Source organism: Kangiella koreensis DSM 16069 (assembly GCF_000024085.1).
Lineage (GTDB): Bacteria > Pseudomonadota > Gammaproteobacteria > Enterobacterales > Kangiellaceae > Kangiella > Kangiella koreensis.
The window spans coordinates 761,671-777,190 of record NC_013166.1 but is presented as its reverse complement, the minus strand read 5'-3'; the positions used below and the strand labels follow the sequence as shown (position 1 = coordinate 777,190).

At 43.7% G+C, this 15,520-nt stretch carries 15 protein-coding genes; 3 read left to right on the top strand and 12 right to left on the bottom strand.

Going from position 1 to position 15,520, the window contains the following annotated elements:
• Positions 1-105: 105 nt before the first annotated feature.
• From KKOR_RS03760 to rpoE, 3 genes are all read right to left on the bottom strand, one after another.
• Positions 106-582, bottom strand: coding sequence for a SoxR reducing system RseC family protein (locus KKOR_RS03760; RefSeq protein WP_228638753.1), 477 nt, complete (start codon positions 580-582; stop codon positions 106-108).
• Positions 583-758: 176 nt separating this feature from the next.
• Complete coding sequence (locus tag KKOR_RS03755) at positions 759-1,457, bottom strand: sigma-E factor negative regulatory protein (RefSeq protein WP_012800682.1); 699 nt, start codon at positions 1,455-1,457, stop codon at positions 759-761.
• A gap of 351 nt (positions 1,458-1,808) precedes the next feature.
• Complete coding sequence (rpoE, locus tag KKOR_RS03750; RefSeq protein ID WP_012800681.1) at positions 1,809-2,399, bottom strand: RNA polymerase sigma factor RpoE; 591 nt, start codon at positions 2,397-2,399, stop codon at positions 1,809-1,811.
• Positions 2,400-2,651: 252 nt separating this feature from the next.
• Here rpoE and nadB point away from each other — a divergent pair, with 252 nt between their 5' ends.
• Positions 2,652-4,256 (top strand): L-aspartate oxidase, encoded by a 1,605-nt coding sequence (nadB, locus tag KKOR_RS03745; RefSeq protein ID WP_041296125.1) that lies wholly within the window; start codon positions 2,652-2,654, stop codon positions 4,254-4,256.
• Here nadB and KKOR_RS03740 read toward each other — a convergent pair.
• Both KKOR_RS03740 and KKOR_RS03735 read right to left on the bottom strand, forming a co-directional pair.
• Positions 4,253-4,768, bottom strand: a complete 516-nt coding sequence (locus tag KKOR_RS03740; protein ID WP_041296003.1) for a protein YgfX — start codon at positions 4,766-4,768, stop codon at positions 4,253-4,255. The genes nadB and KKOR_RS03740 overlap by 4 nt on opposite strands.
• A gap of 39 nt (positions 4,769-4,807) precedes the next feature.
• Positions 4,808-5,062, bottom strand: coding sequence for an FAD assembly factor SdhE (locus tag KKOR_RS03735; protein WP_012800678.1), 255 nt, complete (start codon positions 5,060-5,062; stop codon positions 4,808-4,810).
• A gap of 107 nt (positions 5,063-5,169) precedes the next feature.
• On the opposite strand from KKOR_RS03735, the gene ygfZ reads away from it, so the two are divergent.
• Positions 5,170-6,084 carry a CAF17-like 4Fe-4S cluster assembly/insertion protein YgfZ gene (ygfZ, locus tag KKOR_RS03730; RefSeq protein WP_228638750.1) on the top strand — a complete coding sequence of 305 codons (915 nt, stop codon included), beginning with the start codon at positions 5,170-5,172 and terminating at the stop codon, positions 6,082-6,084.
• Between the two features lie 45 nt (positions 6,085-6,129).
• Here ygfZ and KKOR_RS03725 read toward each other — a convergent pair whose 3' ends face one another.
• From KKOR_RS03725 to KKOR_RS03700, 6 genes are all read right to left on the bottom strand, one after another.
• Complete coding sequence (locus tag KKOR_RS03725) at positions 6,130-6,774, bottom strand: peroxiredoxin-like family protein (RefSeq protein ID WP_012800676.1); 645 nt, start codon at positions 6,772-6,774, stop codon at positions 6,130-6,132.
• Between the two features lie 135 nt (positions 6,775-6,909).
• A complete protein-coding gene (locus KKOR_RS03720) occupies positions 6,910-8,757 on the bottom strand; it encodes a DUF885 domain-containing protein (protein ID WP_012800675.1) in 1,848 nt (615 codons plus the stop codon).
• A 120-nt stretch (positions 8,758-8,877) separates the two neighbouring features.
• Positions 8,878-9,153, bottom strand: coding sequence for a DUF3081 family protein (locus KKOR_RS03715; protein WP_012800674.1), 276 nt, complete (start codon positions 9,151-9,153; stop codon positions 8,878-8,880).
• 112 nt (positions 9,154-9,265) lie between these two features.
• The gene (gene lysS / locus KKOR_RS03710) at positions 9,266-10,765 is read right to left on the bottom strand and encodes a lysine--tRNA ligase (protein ID WP_012800673.1); all 1,500 of its coding nucleotides are present in this window, start codon (positions 10,763-10,765) and stop codon (positions 9,266-9,268) included.
• Between the two features lie 397 nt (positions 10,766-11,162).
• Positions 11,163-12,261, bottom strand: a protein-coding gene (prfB, locus tag KKOR_RS03705; protein ID WP_012800672.1) for a peptide chain release factor 2 whose coding sequence is annotated in 2 segments (ribosomal slippage) — positions 11,163-12,185 and positions 12,187-12,261 — 1,098 coding nt in all. Because the reading frame shifts where the segments join, the coding sequence is not laid out codon by codon here.
• Between the two features lie 171 nt (positions 12,262-12,432).
• Positions 12,433-12,924 (bottom strand): DUF4442 domain-containing protein, encoded by a 492-nt coding sequence (locus KKOR_RS03700; RefSeq protein WP_041296124.1) that lies wholly within the window; start codon positions 12,922-12,924, stop codon positions 12,433-12,435.
• A gap of 146 nt (positions 12,925-13,070) precedes the next feature.
• Between KKOR_RS03700 and KKOR_RS03695 the strand changes: the two genes are divergently transcribed.
• Positions 13,071-14,921, top strand: coding sequence for a DUF885 domain-containing protein (locus KKOR_RS03695; RefSeq protein WP_012800670.1), 1,851 nt, complete (start codon positions 13,071-13,073; stop codon positions 14,919-14,921).
• Between the two features lie 55 nt (positions 14,922-14,976).
• Here KKOR_RS03695 and KKOR_RS03690 read toward each other — a convergent pair whose 3' ends face one another.
• The gene (locus KKOR_RS03690; protein ID WP_012800669.1) at positions 14,977-15,519 is read right to left on the bottom strand and encodes a GNAT family N-acetyltransferase; all 543 of its coding nucleotides are present in this window, start codon (positions 15,517-15,519) and stop codon (positions 14,977-14,979) included.
• Position 15,520 lies beyond the last annotated feature (1 nt).

Genomic DNA, 15,520 nt, shown 5'->3' with positions numbered 1-15,520 from the left:
TATTAATATGTCCACAAAACAGCCACAGAAAAACGCAATGGCTGAATCAGACTACATAGGTTGGAAAATTAATAAGGTAAACAGTTCCGACAGAGTCGTCAGTGGTTAGTCGAGGGTTGTTTCGATTTGTTTCACCGCAATCGGTCTCTTTACAATTCTTAACAGAACCGGCTCTGTTTGACCTTTTTCAGCCGCAGATCTACTGTAGAAGTGAGTAATCACAAAACCAATTGCCAGGCCAGCTACGGCAGCGAGAATAGAGCTCAACTCAGAAGGGTTAGTGAGCAAGAACTGCCAAACCAGCAAAGCAATGATCATGCTAATCAGCGGCACCAGATACACCATAAAAGAAGCTCGAACCACCAAATCTTCAGGAATTCCAACTTCTACTTCATCATCTATATTGGCATTGATGTGATTTTTCAAGGGGGTGATAAACACTTTATGGGAAAACGCTTTGCTAACAATACCACTGCCACAAACCGAATTCACCTGGCAGCTTGAACAGCCAGTTCTACTCTGTGTTTGCACCCAGACAGTATCCTTCTCTTTAGCCACCACGTGACCAAGTTCTGTCAACATATTGCTTTCTGTCATAAGAAATGCGTCTTTTAGACTGAGGTTTTCATTTTACTGCAAACTGATACGAAAAGCAGTGAAGGATTCATGGTAAATGAAAGAGTCATCATTCACTGGCTCAAAACAAAAAAGCCGAAGTCAAACTCCGGCTTTTTTGTATAGGTTGGAAGTGGGGATTTTTATTGAGCTCCCTCTTGCTCAGATTCTTTGACTTCTGGCGCTGGTTGGCCTTGTAGCATAGACTCTTGAGGCAACGTCTGTTCAGCTAACATAGGCACACTGACCGGAATCACTTTCTGGTTACTAACCACTTGTACGCTGGGTAACAAACTAGAATGTGACAAAGACTCATGCTTCAAAAACATATCATGAATCGTCTGTAATTCTTGACGTTCAGCCATACTCAAGTTGGAAGCCTGTGTATTTGTAGTCATAGCGTTACCAGAAGCTTGAGAATTGGTATTGCTGACAGCTGCTAAAGTCGTTGCCTGTGAATCGACTTGCGATTGAGTTCCCACGTTGAAAAGTACCACCAAGGCCACTGAGGCAGCGATAGCATAGCCTGCTAATTGCTTGAATGGATTGGTTGGGAATCTAATAACGTTGGACTTTGGTTTAGTCGGACTTGCTGTATAAACTGGTTCCTTATCAATTTGCTCATTAATTCGACTGGAAATATCCATGTCCAAATGCTGAGCCTCATCACGCATTACCTGGCCAATTAAATGATATCGGCTCCATAGCTGCATTTCTTCAGACTCAAAGGCAAAGCTGCTTTCAGTAGCAAAAGCTTCAAGCTCGCTATCCACACATGCGGACACGCTTTGCTTATCAAGGCTTTTGGCAGCGCCTTTATCTAAATCGTTTTTATCCAACATTAACATCCAACCTCTTAATTCCAACCACAAGCCAAATTATGGCGCCTAAACATACCAACGCCGGCATAACTCGCGACTTACTGTCCATAAAGCCAAAATGCCTTTTCAGAAGGCATTAGATGATCTTTCTCTAACAAAAGCATTTAGCAGTTGCTTTCCATCCTAATTCTGCAAGACATCAAGCGAAACTTAACCACTTGATTTTAAAACAAAAGTTGATTAAGCATTGATTCAGCGATAATTAAGCTTTCCTATAATCAGCTCAATTCCTATACACATTGACTGAGCTCTGTGTAAAAAGTTCAGAAGAAATGTAAAAAAGTTTGTATTTCTACTGTTAACCTCATCGTGCTAGGAACGCCAACTCTGTTCCAGAAGCGGAGCAATTTTTTGGTCAATCGCGTCACGAGCACGGAAAATGCGTGAACGCACAGTACCGACCGGACAATCCATTACCTCAGCAATTTCCTCGTAACTCAAACCATCCATCTCTCTAAGGGTAATTGCGGCCTTCAAATCTTCCGGTAATTCGTCAATGGTTTTGAAAATTATCGTCTGAATCTCATCGCGGAACATGATCCGCTCTGGACTTCCAGTGTCGCGCAAAGCATCGCCACCTTCGTATTGTTCGGCATCTACCGAGTCAATATCACTGCCAGGAGGCCTACGCCCTTTTGATACCAGATGATTTTTTGCGGTATTAATCGCAATCCGGTACAGCCAGGTATAAAAAGCACTATCGCCACGAAAACCAGGCAAGGCACGGTAAGCTTTAATAAAAGCCTCTTGTGAAATATCCGCCACCTCATGACTGTCTCTGACATAGCGGGATATTAAATTCATGATTTTATGCTGGTATTTCTTGACCAGCATATCGAAAGCACTCTTATCGCCTTCTTGAACACGCTTAACTAACTCTGAGTCTAAATCAGGCCCAGACATATAATCCCCTTTTAATTGTTATCTTCTTTACGAAGTCGCTTGCAGGGCAAACATTGATTGATCAGGGTCATTCAACCCTTCGCTAACCAGCAAAAAAACTAACTGGCTATCGTGCGGTTATGATAAAGTCCGCCAATATTAAACGGTATTCTGCTAGGAAAAAACTAAAGTTTCCAGTGACTTTCTAACAGATAGTGACAAACACAGACTCGCTTAACAGTAGAAAAGTTCCCAACTTTTATCATGGATATCATGAAAAACACAATTAATACTACTCAGCACACTACAGATGTATTGGTTATTGGTAGCGGTGCTGCCGGTTTGTCAGTCGCTTTACGATTGGCTCACTTGGGCAAAATCACTGTTCTCAGCAAAGCTGAAGTCACCGAGGGCTCAACATTTTATGCCCAGGGCGGCATTGCCGCAGTACTGGATGAAAGCGATAGTGTTGACTCTCATGTTGAGGATACCCTGATTGCTGGCGCAGGTCTGTGTGATGAAAAAGCCGTTCGCTATACCGTGGAACATTCGCGCGAAGCCATTGAGTGGCTGATTGAACGCGGCGTCATGTTCAGTAAAGAAGCTGAACAATACCACCTCACTCGCGAAGGTGGCCATAGCAAACGCCGCATTATCCATTCCGATGATGCTACTGGTAAAGCCGTTTCAACGACATTAGTTTCGGCAGTGCTTAACGAACCCAATATCCATATCCTCGAACATTATATCGCCGTTGATATGATTACCAGTCAAAAGCTTGGGAAAACCGATAATCGCTGTCATGGCGCTTATGTACTCAATCTTAAAAAAGATCGTGTCGAAACCATCAGTGCGCGCTTTGTGGTATTGGCCACAGGCGGAGCCAGCAAGGTTTATCTTTATACCTCCAACCCTGATGTCGCCAGTGGCGATGGCATTGCCATGGCCTGGCGTGCAGGCTGTAGCGTTGCCAACCTGGAGTTTAACCAGTTTCATCCAACTTGCCTTTATCATCCTCAGGCTCGCAGTTTTCTGATCAGCGAAGCCTTACGCGGTGAGGGAGCGGTATTGCTGCGCCCTAATGGCGAACGCTTTATGCCGGAATATGATGAGCGAGCAGAGCTGGCACCTAGAGACATTGTCGCGCGCACCATTGACCATGAAATCAAAAAACATGGTATTGAGTGTGTCTATCTCGATATCTCTCACAAAGATGAAGACTTTATCAAAAGCCATTTCCCGACTATTTATTCGCGCTGCCTGGAGTTTGGCCTTGATATTACTAAAGATGCCATTCCTGTGGTTCCCGCAGCGCATTACACCTGCGGTGGCGTACGCGTCGATCTCAATAGCCGCACCGATGTGGATGGCTTGTATGCAATCGGTGAAGTGGCCTGTACCGGCCTGCATGGGGCTAATCGCATGGCCAGTAACTCCTTACTAGAGTGTCTGGTGTTTGCTCAGTCAGCCGCCAATGACATTGAATCACAATGGGATCCCAGCCAGTCACCGCCAGAATTGCCTCCTTGGGATGAAAGCCAGGTTACTGATTCTGATGAGGAAGTTGTACTCAGCCATAACTGGCACGAACTACGCCAATTGATGTGGGACTATGTGGGTATTGTACGAACAGATAAGCGCCTGCAAAGAGCACTTAGACGCATAGAGTTGTTGAAGCAGGAAATCCACGAATACTACAGCAACTTCAAAGTCAGTAATGATCTGATTGAGTTGCGCAATCTGGTGGTAGTTGCCGAGCTCATCATACGATGCGCCATGCAACGCAAAGAAAGCCGTGGCCTGCATTACACTTTAGACTATCCAGAACTTGCTGACAAAGCTGTAGACTCTAGCTTGAAGCCACCCGTTCAGGATTAATTACCACTCCCCACCTCATCATGATCGATGCGGTAATAGCGTAACACTCGAGACAGATGCCTGAAGTCTTCGCCGCTCACTGCATCTCGGAAAATCAATAACTGCCTTAGCCGTTGCTTTTTGTGTTGAAAAAACCTTCTCATGAACAATGGCTCGTCTTCACCTTGCACTAACTTATAATTCAACTTAATCCACCAGGGCCAGACCACATTATCGCTGCCAAGCTCAATGGAGTGCTTATCGATGCTGACACCATTTTGCAGGACTAAATACCAGCAGCCATCAATAAACTGAACCTGTCGTGCCCCTTGAAGCAGGTTATTTAATCTTTTCTGTTGCCAAAGCGCACAAGGCGCAAAAACCAAAGCGGCCCCTAACAATAGGAGCAAGCTGGTCAGTAAAGCGTATCGTGGAATAACGAATAGAGCAAAGCTGAGAATTAATAAGGCCCAAAGGCCTATAAACACTCGAGGCAGTGTTTTGGATGGTTGAATGTCGATAAATAAATTCATGTCGCTCCCTGACATTGACATTAGATAAGGCTCAAGAAATCACTTAATCTTCTTATTAATAAACTCTTTGATGGCAATAACAAAACCCTCGAATTCGGGTTTGGGCGTTTCATACCCCATAATCCAGGCATAAAGATCTGGATCATCCTGCTCTAAAAAAGTTGCGTATTCTGCAGACTTCGCATCATCAAATTGGCAGGCTTCCTCTTCCAGATAAGGAATCAAGACCACGTCCAGTTCCAACATGCCACGGCGACTCGCCCAATGTAATTTCTTTAACTGTTCATCAGTCATTGCAACTAACCTAAAATTGTTTTGCAGAATTATAACGGTAACGGTGCAAAACCGCTAAGAATCAGAGTAAAATTATCCCCGTTATGAAGCAAAATAAGCATTCAACTATGAATTTTACCAATCAAGACGCAATGCAGCACATTACACAACTTCAAAATATTGCTTGCGAGCTCGGCCATTACGGCATCATTCGAGTGCATGGCGGAGATGCCCACAAATTTCTACAAGGTCAGTTAACCTGTGATCTGGATAAAGTTACAGACCAGCAAGCGAGCCTTGGTGGTTTCTGTAATGTCCAGGGGCGCTTGCATGGCATCTTTTTCACTATCAAATATGGTGATGACTATCTATTATTAGTCCCCAAAGAAGGGCTTGAGCATTTACTCAACAAACTCAAAATGTATGCAGTGTTCTTCAAAGTGGAGCTAACGGATGCCAGCCTCGACTTCCAAATTTGGGGGCATACTCAAAAAGGAGCTACTACCAACTTTGCTGAAGATATGAGTCTGGTGGTCACCCGCGATAAGGGCGTCACCGAAATTCACCTTAACAGCCTTTTTAACGCATCCTTTATGATTGCAGAAAAGGAAGATGGTAGTGCCATTATCAAAGCGCTCGAAGGTACTACGCTGGCTGATGTAAATGCCTGGGACTATATTGAGATTCAGGCTCATATTCCGCTGGTTTTTGAGGAAACTCTTGAAGAGTTGTTGCCACACTTCATTGGCTTGCCTCAAGTAGGCGGCGTCAGCTTCGATAAAGGCTGTTACACTGGACAGGAAATCGTCGCCCGCATGCATTATCGCGGCAAACTCAAAACTCATGCCCTACTTGCCTACTCGAAAGATACGACAACTTTAACGCCAGGAGACAAGGTCCACAATGAGAATGATAAAGCAGTCGGCGATGTCATTCGCTCAACTGTTTTTGATGGCAAAACTTATGCCTTAATCAGCCTTGCAGATAAGGCAATGGAAAGTGAACTGACTATCAATGCCGCCCAGTTTGAAATTCTGGATTAATTTTATTCACAAAGAATAGGGCTCCCGCCCTATTCTCTCCTAGATCTACTTATTTTGGCCCAACGCTACTTTTGCCGCTGCAAGCAATAACTCCGATTCAATTCTCACCTTATAGTTTGGGTTAATATATTCAAACTGAATCATTCCTTGTTTATCCAATATGAATACAGCTGGTACTGGCAGAGTGCTTTGAGAGTCGCCTTCTGCTTTTGCCGCCTTGCCACCAAGCTCTTCTATTTTTCCTGCATAACCATCATCAATATGAAACGCCAAGCCAAACCCACGCGTAGCTGCAAGCTGAAAGTCCGAAACAAGCTCATAAGAGAGATTACGTGTTTCACTGGTTTGCACCAACTCATCAGGTGTATCAGGGCTAACCGCTAATAGCTGATACCCCATCTCAACCAGCTCACTTTCTATTTCCTGAATTTGACTCAATTGCGCATTACAAAATGGACACCAACCACCGCGGTAGAACAATAATATGGTCGGCTTCTGCTTAACTTTTTCTAATAAACGAAAGGGTTTACCTTCTGTGTCCCACAAGTGAATATCTGGGACTTGTTGGCCGATCAGCAATGGAGTGACATGGTTTGCATCATCAACAATTTTAGTTCGATCTAAAGCTACGGCTGAGACACTGATTAAACTGGTAATAATCAGTATCAGTACTGCTTTAATCTGCTTCATAATTATTTGCCTTATGGTTTTGACGTTAGTTCAAGCTATTAGAGCATTTAACCTGCCAATTGTTACACATAAAGCATCACTTAAAAAAAAAGCCCTTAACGAATTAAGGGCTTTTTAAACAGTAAATTAAGCAGATTAAGATTGTGACTTTTTCTGTTCTTTTATCCAGCGATTGATTTTGTCCTCCAAAATATTCAGAGGAATCGCACCATCTTTTAGTACTTCATGGTGGAATTCGCGAATATCAAACTTATCGCCCAATTCTTTCTCAGCCAAAGTACGTAGCTCGCGAATTTTCATTTGACCAATTTTGTAAGCCAGCGCCTGACTTGGAATTGCCATGAAACGCTCTGCTTCAGACACCATACGTGCTTCTGCTGCTGGAGAGTTCTGCTCCATATAAGCTAGTACTTCTTCTCGAGTCCAACCTTTGGCGTGTAAGCCGGTATCGGTTACTAAACGAATCGCGCGCCACAATTCAGCACCCAACGCTCCAAAGTACTGGTATGGGTCAGTATAAACACCCATCTCTTTACCTAAAGACTCAGAATACAAGCCCCAGCCTTCAGTGTAAGCCGTGTTGCCCCCAAAGCGACGGAAATTCGGAACATCTTTAAGTTCAATCTGAGTTGAACGCTGGAAGTGGTGTCCTGGCACAGCTTCATGTAAATATAATGATTCAACGGTCCAGGTGGGACGAGCAGTTAAATCATAAGTGTTGACGTAGAAAATACCCGGACGTGAACCATCGGGTGCTGGGCTTTGGTAAGAAGCTGCTGATGAAGACTGTTCGCGATAGGCTTCAACCGCGCGGATCTCAAACTCAGCTTTTGGAATCACTTTGAATAAATCAGGAGCAGTTTTATCAAGCTTACCTCTCAAATTCTCATAAGCCTGCAACATGTCTTCTTTAGTATCAAACTGGAACTGAGGATCGGTTTTAGTAAATTCAAAGAACTCTTGCAGAGTGCCTTCAAAACCAACCTCTTTCATAACCCCCTTCATTTCTTCATGAATGCGAGCCACTTCATCAAGGCCAATCTGATGAATTTGCTCAGGTGTTAAATTGGTGCTGGTCGTTTCTTTGACTTTAAAGGCATACCACTCTTTACCGTTAGGTAGAGCAACCATGCCCGAGGTTTCACGTGCCGCAGGAATGTATTCTTTTTCAATGAAGTCATGCATCTTTTGATAGGTTGGTACAACCCACCCTTTAATTGCTTTGACGTACTCCTGCGTTAAACGCTTTCTGTCTTCCTCAGAGAACGATTCAGGCATATTTTTAATCGGGCCATAGAACAGACTGGTTTCAACATCATCAACAATATGTGCTTTCAGTTGTGGCAATACTTTGACCATCAAGGCTTTAGGTTGAACCACGCCCTGCTCCATCCCTTCTCGCATATTACCAATTATGACATCAACACCACCGGCGGCCTGCTCAAGACGACTAAGCCAGTTTTCATAATCTTTGACTGTGTTGAATGGCTGCGCGCTATTGCCTGATCCTAGCATTGCGATGAAGTTAAACGGATTGTAGAACTGCTGGATCGGTTGCAGGTGATCGGGGAATTTTACCCCTTCGATTTCTGCTTCACGCTCACCTTTAAAAATCTTGTAACTCAGTAAGTCTTGCCCTTGCAACTTAGAAGAGTCAATGGTGTTAATCTTTTTCAAGAACTCTTTGCTGAAAGCTAACTGTTTAGCGAGACCCTCTTCCGTACCCCAGTCACCTAATTGGTCATTAAAACGATTATCACCCATGAAAGTTGCCATTAATGGATTCATTTCAAGGCTACGTTCCCAATGTTCGGCATATATCGCTGCAGCTTTTTCGGCTTCTGTTTGACTTTGGACTGCAGCAGCTTTATCGCTGCTCAGGAAACTAACTGTGGCTGGGCTTGCCAGAACGGTGGCACTGGAAAATGCCATCGCGATTGAAAAAGATAAAGCGGTAACTTTGTGGATTCTCGAACTACTCATTGAATACTCCCACTGTTTTATATTTAGACTGATTAAGTGAAAATCACTATAACCGTGGGCAAATCACAACTCAAAAGTAACTGGTAACAAAGTGTAAACAAATGGGGACAGATGAACTGATTACTCGCTTGCTTTCGACTTTCTAAGCGCATCTATTTTAGCAATCCTGTCTAAGAAAGCCTCTTTATCCAATTGATTTTTATAGCCTAAATCAAATCTGCTGTGAAAATAGATGCTAAGAGTCACCTTCTCATCGGTCAGCTCGACATCATAACCATCAAAACCCGAAGTGGCGTAGATCCCTTTAAAGTAATGACGATTACCTCGGCGCTCACCTTGCTCAACAATAATCTGGAACACTCTTAGTGCTTGGCGAATATCAATATCAGTGGACATAATGACTTAGTATGATGATTTTGCATCATCATAAAGGAAGTAGAGTGAATTCTAAATAAAAAAGGGCGACTTATGAGTCGCCCTTACAATGTAAAAAATAAACGCAGGAAGTTTACTCTGGTCGCATGTGAGGGAACAATAGAACATCACGAATACTTGGCGAATCCGTCAACAGCATCACCAAACGGTCAATACCAATACCCTCACCAGCGGTTGGTGGAAGGCCATACTCTAATGCGCGAATGTAGTCAGCATCATAGTGCATGGCTTCGTCATCACCGGCATCTTTTGCTTCAACTTGTGCTTTGAAACGCTCCGCCTGATCTTCTGCGTCATTAAGCTCCGAGAAACCATTGGCTAACTCACGACCACCGGCAAAGAACTCAAAACGATCGGTAACAAATGGGTCTTCATCATTACGACGCGCTAACGGTGATACTTCTGCTGGGTAAGCTGTAATAAAGGTTGGTTGAATTAATTTGTGTTCAGCCACTTCTTCGAAGATTTCAATTTGAACTTTACCCAGGCCCCATGACTTTTCCGTTTTGATTTTTAAACGCTTAGCAACATCACGAGCTTTATCTAAATCGCTCAGCTGTTCAAGAGTGATCTCCGGCTGATATTTCGTGATAGCTTCCAGCACTGTCATGCGCGCAAATGGCTTACCAAAATCGTAAGTTTCACCGCTGCTTTCAAACACGGTTTTACCTAGAACCGTTTCAACGGTATGGCGTAACATGGCTTCAGTTAAGTCCATCAGGTCATTGTAATCGGCGTAACCCCAGTAGAATTCAAGCATGGTGAACTCTGGGTTATGACGCGTTGACAAGCCTTCATTACGGAAGTTGCGGTTAATCTCGTAAACTTTTTCTAAGCCACCTACAACCAATCGCTTTAAATATAATTCTGGTGCAACCCGCAAATAAAGTGGCATGTCCAGCGCATTATGGTGCGTTTCAAATGGACGAGCCGATGCTCCGCCTGGAATCACATGCATCATTGGCGTTTCAACTTCAAGAAAATCACGTGATTCTAAAAAGTCACGAATAGCCTTAACCACTTTTGAACGAATGATAAAAGTTTCGCGCGACTCTTCATTAACGATCAGGTCAACGTAACGCTGACGATAACGTGTTTCTTGATCCGACAAGCCACTCCATTTATCTGGGAGGGGGCGCAAGGCTTTAGTCAGCAAACGAATGTTCGATGCTTTAACCGATAGCTCGCCTTTATTGGTTTTAAAAACTGTACCTTCAATACCGACAATATCACCAATATCCCAAGTTTTAAAATCATCATAAACGTCATCGCCTACCGCATCTTTACGAACATAGGACTGGATGCGGCCTGACATATCTTGGATAGTAATAAAACTCGCTTTACCCATGTTGCGGAACAACATGATACGACCAGCAACCTTTACCTGTTTACCCAATTCTTCTAGTTCAGCCTTATCCTTATCGCCATACTCATTGGCAATATTCGCTGCTAAAGAATCACGACGGAAGTCGTTCGGGAAGGCAATCCCCTGTTTTCGTTTATCTGCCAACTTCTGCTTACGTAAAGTAATCTGCTCGTTGACATCAACTACTGGGGTTTCTTGATTGCTCATTTTCGTTTATTACCTCAATTTACCGTTAAATTTACCATTACAAAAAATACATTGTTACTATCAGTTGCTACTATTGAATGGTTGCTGTGATAAAAATGTCAAAGTACATTTCAATCTTACAAGTCATACTTTATTGAACCAAAGCTCGAAGATGCCTTGCTCTTTCGAGTCTAAAAATATTCTAGTCTCGCGCCCCTACATCCTATCTCAGCGCTTTTGCTAAGTAAGTGCGCGGCAAAACTTTTAGCGAGTGCAGCTACCTACTGTTACCACTCTTTAGGGCGTTTGTGGGCAGCAGATACAAGGCAAAACTTTTTGCAGAGGATAGGAGCTTACTTAAGTAAGTGACTATTCCTGCATAAAAGTTTTAACACAGTAGCTGCAAAGCACAAGCGGCCTAAACGCCTGCTTTGAGAGACGCCTCGATAAACGAGTCCAAATCCCCATCCAAAACAGCCGTTGTATTGCTCGACTCATGCCCTGTGCGCAAATCTTTAATTCGGGACTGATCCAATACATAAGATCGAATCTGGCTACCCCAGCCAATATCTGACTTAGTGTCCTCCAGGGCTTGTTGCTCTTCTCGCTGCTTCTGCATTTCTAGCTCATACAGCTTAGCTTTCATCATGCTCATCGCTTGCGCACGATTTTTATGCTGTGAGCGGTCATTCTGACATTGCACCACAATTCCGGTCGGGATATGCGTTAAACGAATCGCTGAATCGGTTTTGTTGACGTGCTGACCACCAGCTCCACTGGCGCGATAAGTGTCCACGCGCAGGTCTGCTGGGTTCACTTCAATATCGATACTATCATCCACTTCCGGATACACAAACACCGATGCAAATGATGTATGGCGACGATTACCGGAATCAAAGGGGGATTTGCGCACCAATCGATGAACACCGGTTTCAGTTCTCAGCCAGCCGTAAGCATATTCACCTTCAACTCTGATAGTAGCACTTTTGATACCCGCTACATCACCATCCGACTCTTCTGTAACTTCGGCTTTAAAACCTCTGCTTTCGCACCAGCGAAGATACATTCTTAATAATATGCTGGCCCAATCTTGAGCCTCTGTGCCACCTGACCCAGCCTGAATATCCAGATAAGCATTGTTCTCATCCATCTCGCCAGAAAACATACGACGAAACTCTAGTTTTTCAAGACTGGTATTTAATTGTTTTACTTCGTTTTCAATCTCGGCAACGCTCTCAGCATCATCTTCCTCTACTGATAGCTCTAATAATTCCTGATTATCGTCGATACCTGCTTCTAAGTCTTTGATGGTATTTACAACGGTTTCAAGCTTGGCTCGTTCCTGACCAAGCGACTGTGCACGTTCCTGGTCATTCCAGACATCAGGCTGCTCAAGTTCTCGCTCGACTTCTACCAGCCGTTCTTGTTTGCTATCAAAGTCAAAGATACCCCCTAAGCGTTGTGACACGCTCAGACATATCTTTTAATTGTTCACGGATTGGGTTTACTTCCAACATAGTACGTCAGTCACTTCTTATTTGTGGGTTTTGCGCCAAAAACCATTACCTATGGCCATTAGCCCATCACGCAAAAGGGACACATTTTAACCAATCTGATGCTCACTGCATACCTTAAATATGGAGCCAGGCCCCTTTTCTTATACCTTTCTCATTATATCTGCCGCAGTATTAGCGCCGCTTTGGCGTCCAGGCCCAGATCATGGTGCATTCGATAGGCTCTTTACCTTCATCATCGATAACCGACACCGGAACATCGACCTCACCTTTATCTTGATTGAGGATTGCCAGACGTTGCGCTTCACTCAGCTTCGCGGTGGCCGTTAAGCTACCCACGGCTCTTTTCAGAAAGTCGACTTTAAGGGTTTTGATCACCAGATACTTATCATCCGGCACATTCATACCTACCACCATGCCGGTAGCGGTTTCTGCGATGAGCGCCATGGCTGCTGCATGAATCGTACCAATATGGTTCTGGACTTTTTTACGATTCTGAATGCGAAACTGTGACTCTTCTTTGGTCAGCTTTAAAACATCAACTTTGGCCGTCCCCACCAGTTTTACGGTTCTTCGGATGACAAAATTCAGCAAAAAGCTCTGCATAAATTTTGGATAACCCTTGATGGACTTAACCACTTTGGCTAGTCGGTTGTTCTCAAGCAAAGCACTTACAGAGGTTGTTTCATTCATATTGATTCCTTTATGAGTCGGCTGCGACCTATTTGTAAACAGATATTTCAAATCATATCCTCTTCAATAATTTAGTGCTAATGTTCTTAGCTCGGTAGGAAATTTTCAGGAAAATTAGTATGACCAAAATAACGATAGTAAGCCTTAGTCTAGCCTTGGCTTTATATGGCTGTAACGATAATCAAGAGCAAGCCAACCAAACGACTAACGCAGCTACAACCGAAGTGACTCAAAACCAGCAACAGCAGGGCATGACCAAAGAAGAGGCGTCAACAGCCTTGAATCAATTATTTGAACAACAGTTTCAGGAAAGTCTGGCACTAAACCCCATTCAGGCAACCGCCATTGGTATCCCGGGTTACAATGACAAACTACCTAACATGCTGTCACCAGAATTTCGCAAGAAGAGCCATGACTTTACAGTGAAATGGCTTGATAAAGTCAAACAAATCGACCGTAGCTTATTATCCGGTCAAGACCGCTTAAGTTATGATATTTTTGTCTATCAATCAGAGCACAGCCTTAAAGGCGAACAGTTCCCTGGCCACCTGATTCCAATCAATCAATCCAGCAATATTGCTAACTTCTTCGCCCAGCTTGGTTCCGGCCAAAGTTTCCAGCCATTCAAAACGGTTGAGGACTATGAAAACTGGTTGAAACGGGTTGATGGCGGTGTTGCCATTATGGAGCAAGCAATCATTAATATGGATCAGGGGATAGAAAAGAAAGTCGTTCAGCCAAAAGCTCTGATGGAGAAAGTGATTCCACAGCTGGCTGCGCATGTGGTTGACGACCCAACACAAAGTATTTTCTATACGCCGATTAAGAATATGCCTGAAGATATTTCTGAAGAAGATAAAAAGCGCTTAGAAGATGCCTATCGAGTAGCCATTGTGGAAAAACTGGTTCCTGCTTATAAAAAACTGCATGACTACATTAAAGACGATTACATGCAACATGCTCGCGATAGCTTTGGCTTAAGCGAACAACCTAATGGCGAAGCCTGGTATAACTATCAGCTCAAAACTTACACCACCACCGATCTGACCGCCGAAGAAATTCACCAGTTTGGTTTGGACGAAGTTGCAAGAATCCATTCTGAAATGAAGGAAGTGATGGCAGAAGTAGGTTTTGAAGGCACACTGGAAGAATGGTTCAAGTATGTGCAAACCAATCCTGAGTTCTATTACGATAATGAAGAAGATTTGTTGCAAGGCTATCGTGACCTGCAGGCTAAAGTGAACAAATTGCTGCCAAGCATGTTCGATATTGCTCCTGAAACAGATTATGAAGTTCGTGCTGTTGAAGCTTTCCGAGCAGAGTCTGCAGCCGGAGCATCTTACATGTCCGGTTCACCAGATGGTTCTCGCCCTGGTATTTTCTACGTTAATACTTTCAACCTGAAAGGCCAGCCAAAGTTTGGCATGGAAACTCTTTCCATTCACGAGGCAGCACCAGGTCACCACTTCCAGATTTCCTTACAACAGGAAATTGAAGGATTGCCCATGTTCCGCCGCTTTGGTGGCTTAAGTGTCTTTAGTGAAGGTTGGGCGTTGTATGCTGAATCAATCGGTAAAGAAATGGGGATGTTTACTGACCCGATGCAATACTATGGTCGCCTGAGTGATGAAATGTTACGCGCCATGCGCCTGGTGGTTGATACCGGATTGCACGCCAAAGGTTGGTCGCGCCAGGAAACCATCGATTACATGGTAGCCAACTCATCAATGGCTTATACCGATGTGGTTTCCGAAGTAGAACGCTACATCGCGTGGCCAGGTCAGGCGGTTTCTTACAAAGTTGGCCAGCGAGTGATTAGCAACTTAAGAGCCGAAGCAGAACGTAAGCTTGGTGATAAGTTTGATATTAAAGCTTTCCACCGTGAAGTGTTAGTAGATGGTGCTGTGCCAATGCCGGTACTGGAAACTAAAATCCGTGAGTGGATTGATTCACAGTTAGATGAAGCCTGATAGGTTCTGTGCTTATAAAAAAAGGAGCTTCGGCTCCTTTTTTTATTTTGGCTCATCAGAGCTTTAAATTTCTTTTCAAAACTCCGTAAGCCACTTCATTTTGCCAGCGTCCATCAAAGTTAAAGTTTTCCTGAAAATAGCCTTCTCGTTGCATGCCTATTTTTTCCATTAATTTCCAGGAAGCAATATTTCTCGGTTCACAATAGGCGACGAGTTTATGAAATGGCCAGTCTCTAACAATCAGTTTTACTAATGTGATTAAAGCTTCTGAGCCATAACCATGTCCTTGAAAGTGACGGTTAAATTTATAACCGATTTCAATCTGTTGGTGCTGCTTACTTTTATAACGGAAGCCAACATCGCCAATCATTTTCCCTGAGTCTTTAACAACAACAGCAGCGCCCATCCACTTGCCTTCTTCACCATCCCACTCTCCGGCGTGCCTAAGAAACATTTCTTTGGCAGCTTTGGGGTCGCCGATTGGACGAATGTACTTCATCACCTCCGGATCAAGAGCATACTCAAGATAATCATCAACATCAGACTCTTGAAATGGTCTTAATACTAATCGCTCTGTCTCTATGCGGTTATTGTTCAAC

Bases quoted from the DNA above. Each gene is read 5' to 3' on its own strand.
- KKOR_RS03760 (WP_228638753.1), bottom strand. From the start codon at position 582: ATGTTGACAGAACTTGGTCACGTGGTGGCTAAAGAGAAGGATACTGTC.
- KKOR_RS03755 (WP_012800682.1), bottom strand. From the start codon at position 1,457: ATGTTGGATAAAAACGATTTAGATAAAGGCGCTGCCAAAAGCCTTGAT.
- rpoE (WP_012800681.1), bottom strand. From the start codon at position 2,399: ATGTCTGGGCCTGATTTAGACTCAGAGTTAGTTAAGCGTGTTCAAGAA.
- nadB (WP_041296125.1), top strand. From the start codon at position 2,652: ATGAAAAACACAATTAATACTACTCAGCACACTACAGATGTATTGGTT.
- KKOR_RS03740 (WP_041296003.1), bottom strand. From the start codon at position 4,768: ATGAATTTATTTATCGACATTCAACCATCCAAAACACTGCCTCGAGTG.
- KKOR_RS03735 (WP_012800678.1), bottom strand. From the start codon at position 5,062: ATGACTGATGAACAGTTAAAGAAATTACATTGGGCGAGTCGCCGTGGC.
- ygfZ (WP_228638750.1), top strand. From the start codon at position 5,170: ATGAATTTTACCAATCAAGACGCAATGCAGCACATTACACAACTTCAA.
- KKOR_RS03725 (WP_012800676.1), bottom strand. From the start codon at position 6,774: ATGAAGCAGATTAAAGCAGTACTGATACTGATTATTACCAGTTTAATC.
- KKOR_RS03720 (WP_012800675.1), bottom strand. From the start codon at position 8,757: ATGAGTAGTTCGAGAATCCACAAAGTTACCGCTTTATCTTTTTCAATC.
- KKOR_RS03715 (WP_012800674.1), bottom strand. From the start codon at position 9,153: ATGTCCACTGATATTGATATTCGCCAAGCACTAAGAGTGTTCCAGATT.
- lysS (WP_012800673.1), bottom strand. From the start codon at position 10,765: ATGAGCAATCAAGAAACCCCAGTAGTTGATGTCAACGAGCAGATTACT.
- KKOR_RS03695 (WP_012800670.1), top strand. From the start codon at position 13,071: ATGACCAAAATAACGATAGTAAGCCTTAGTCTAGCCTTGGCTTTATAT.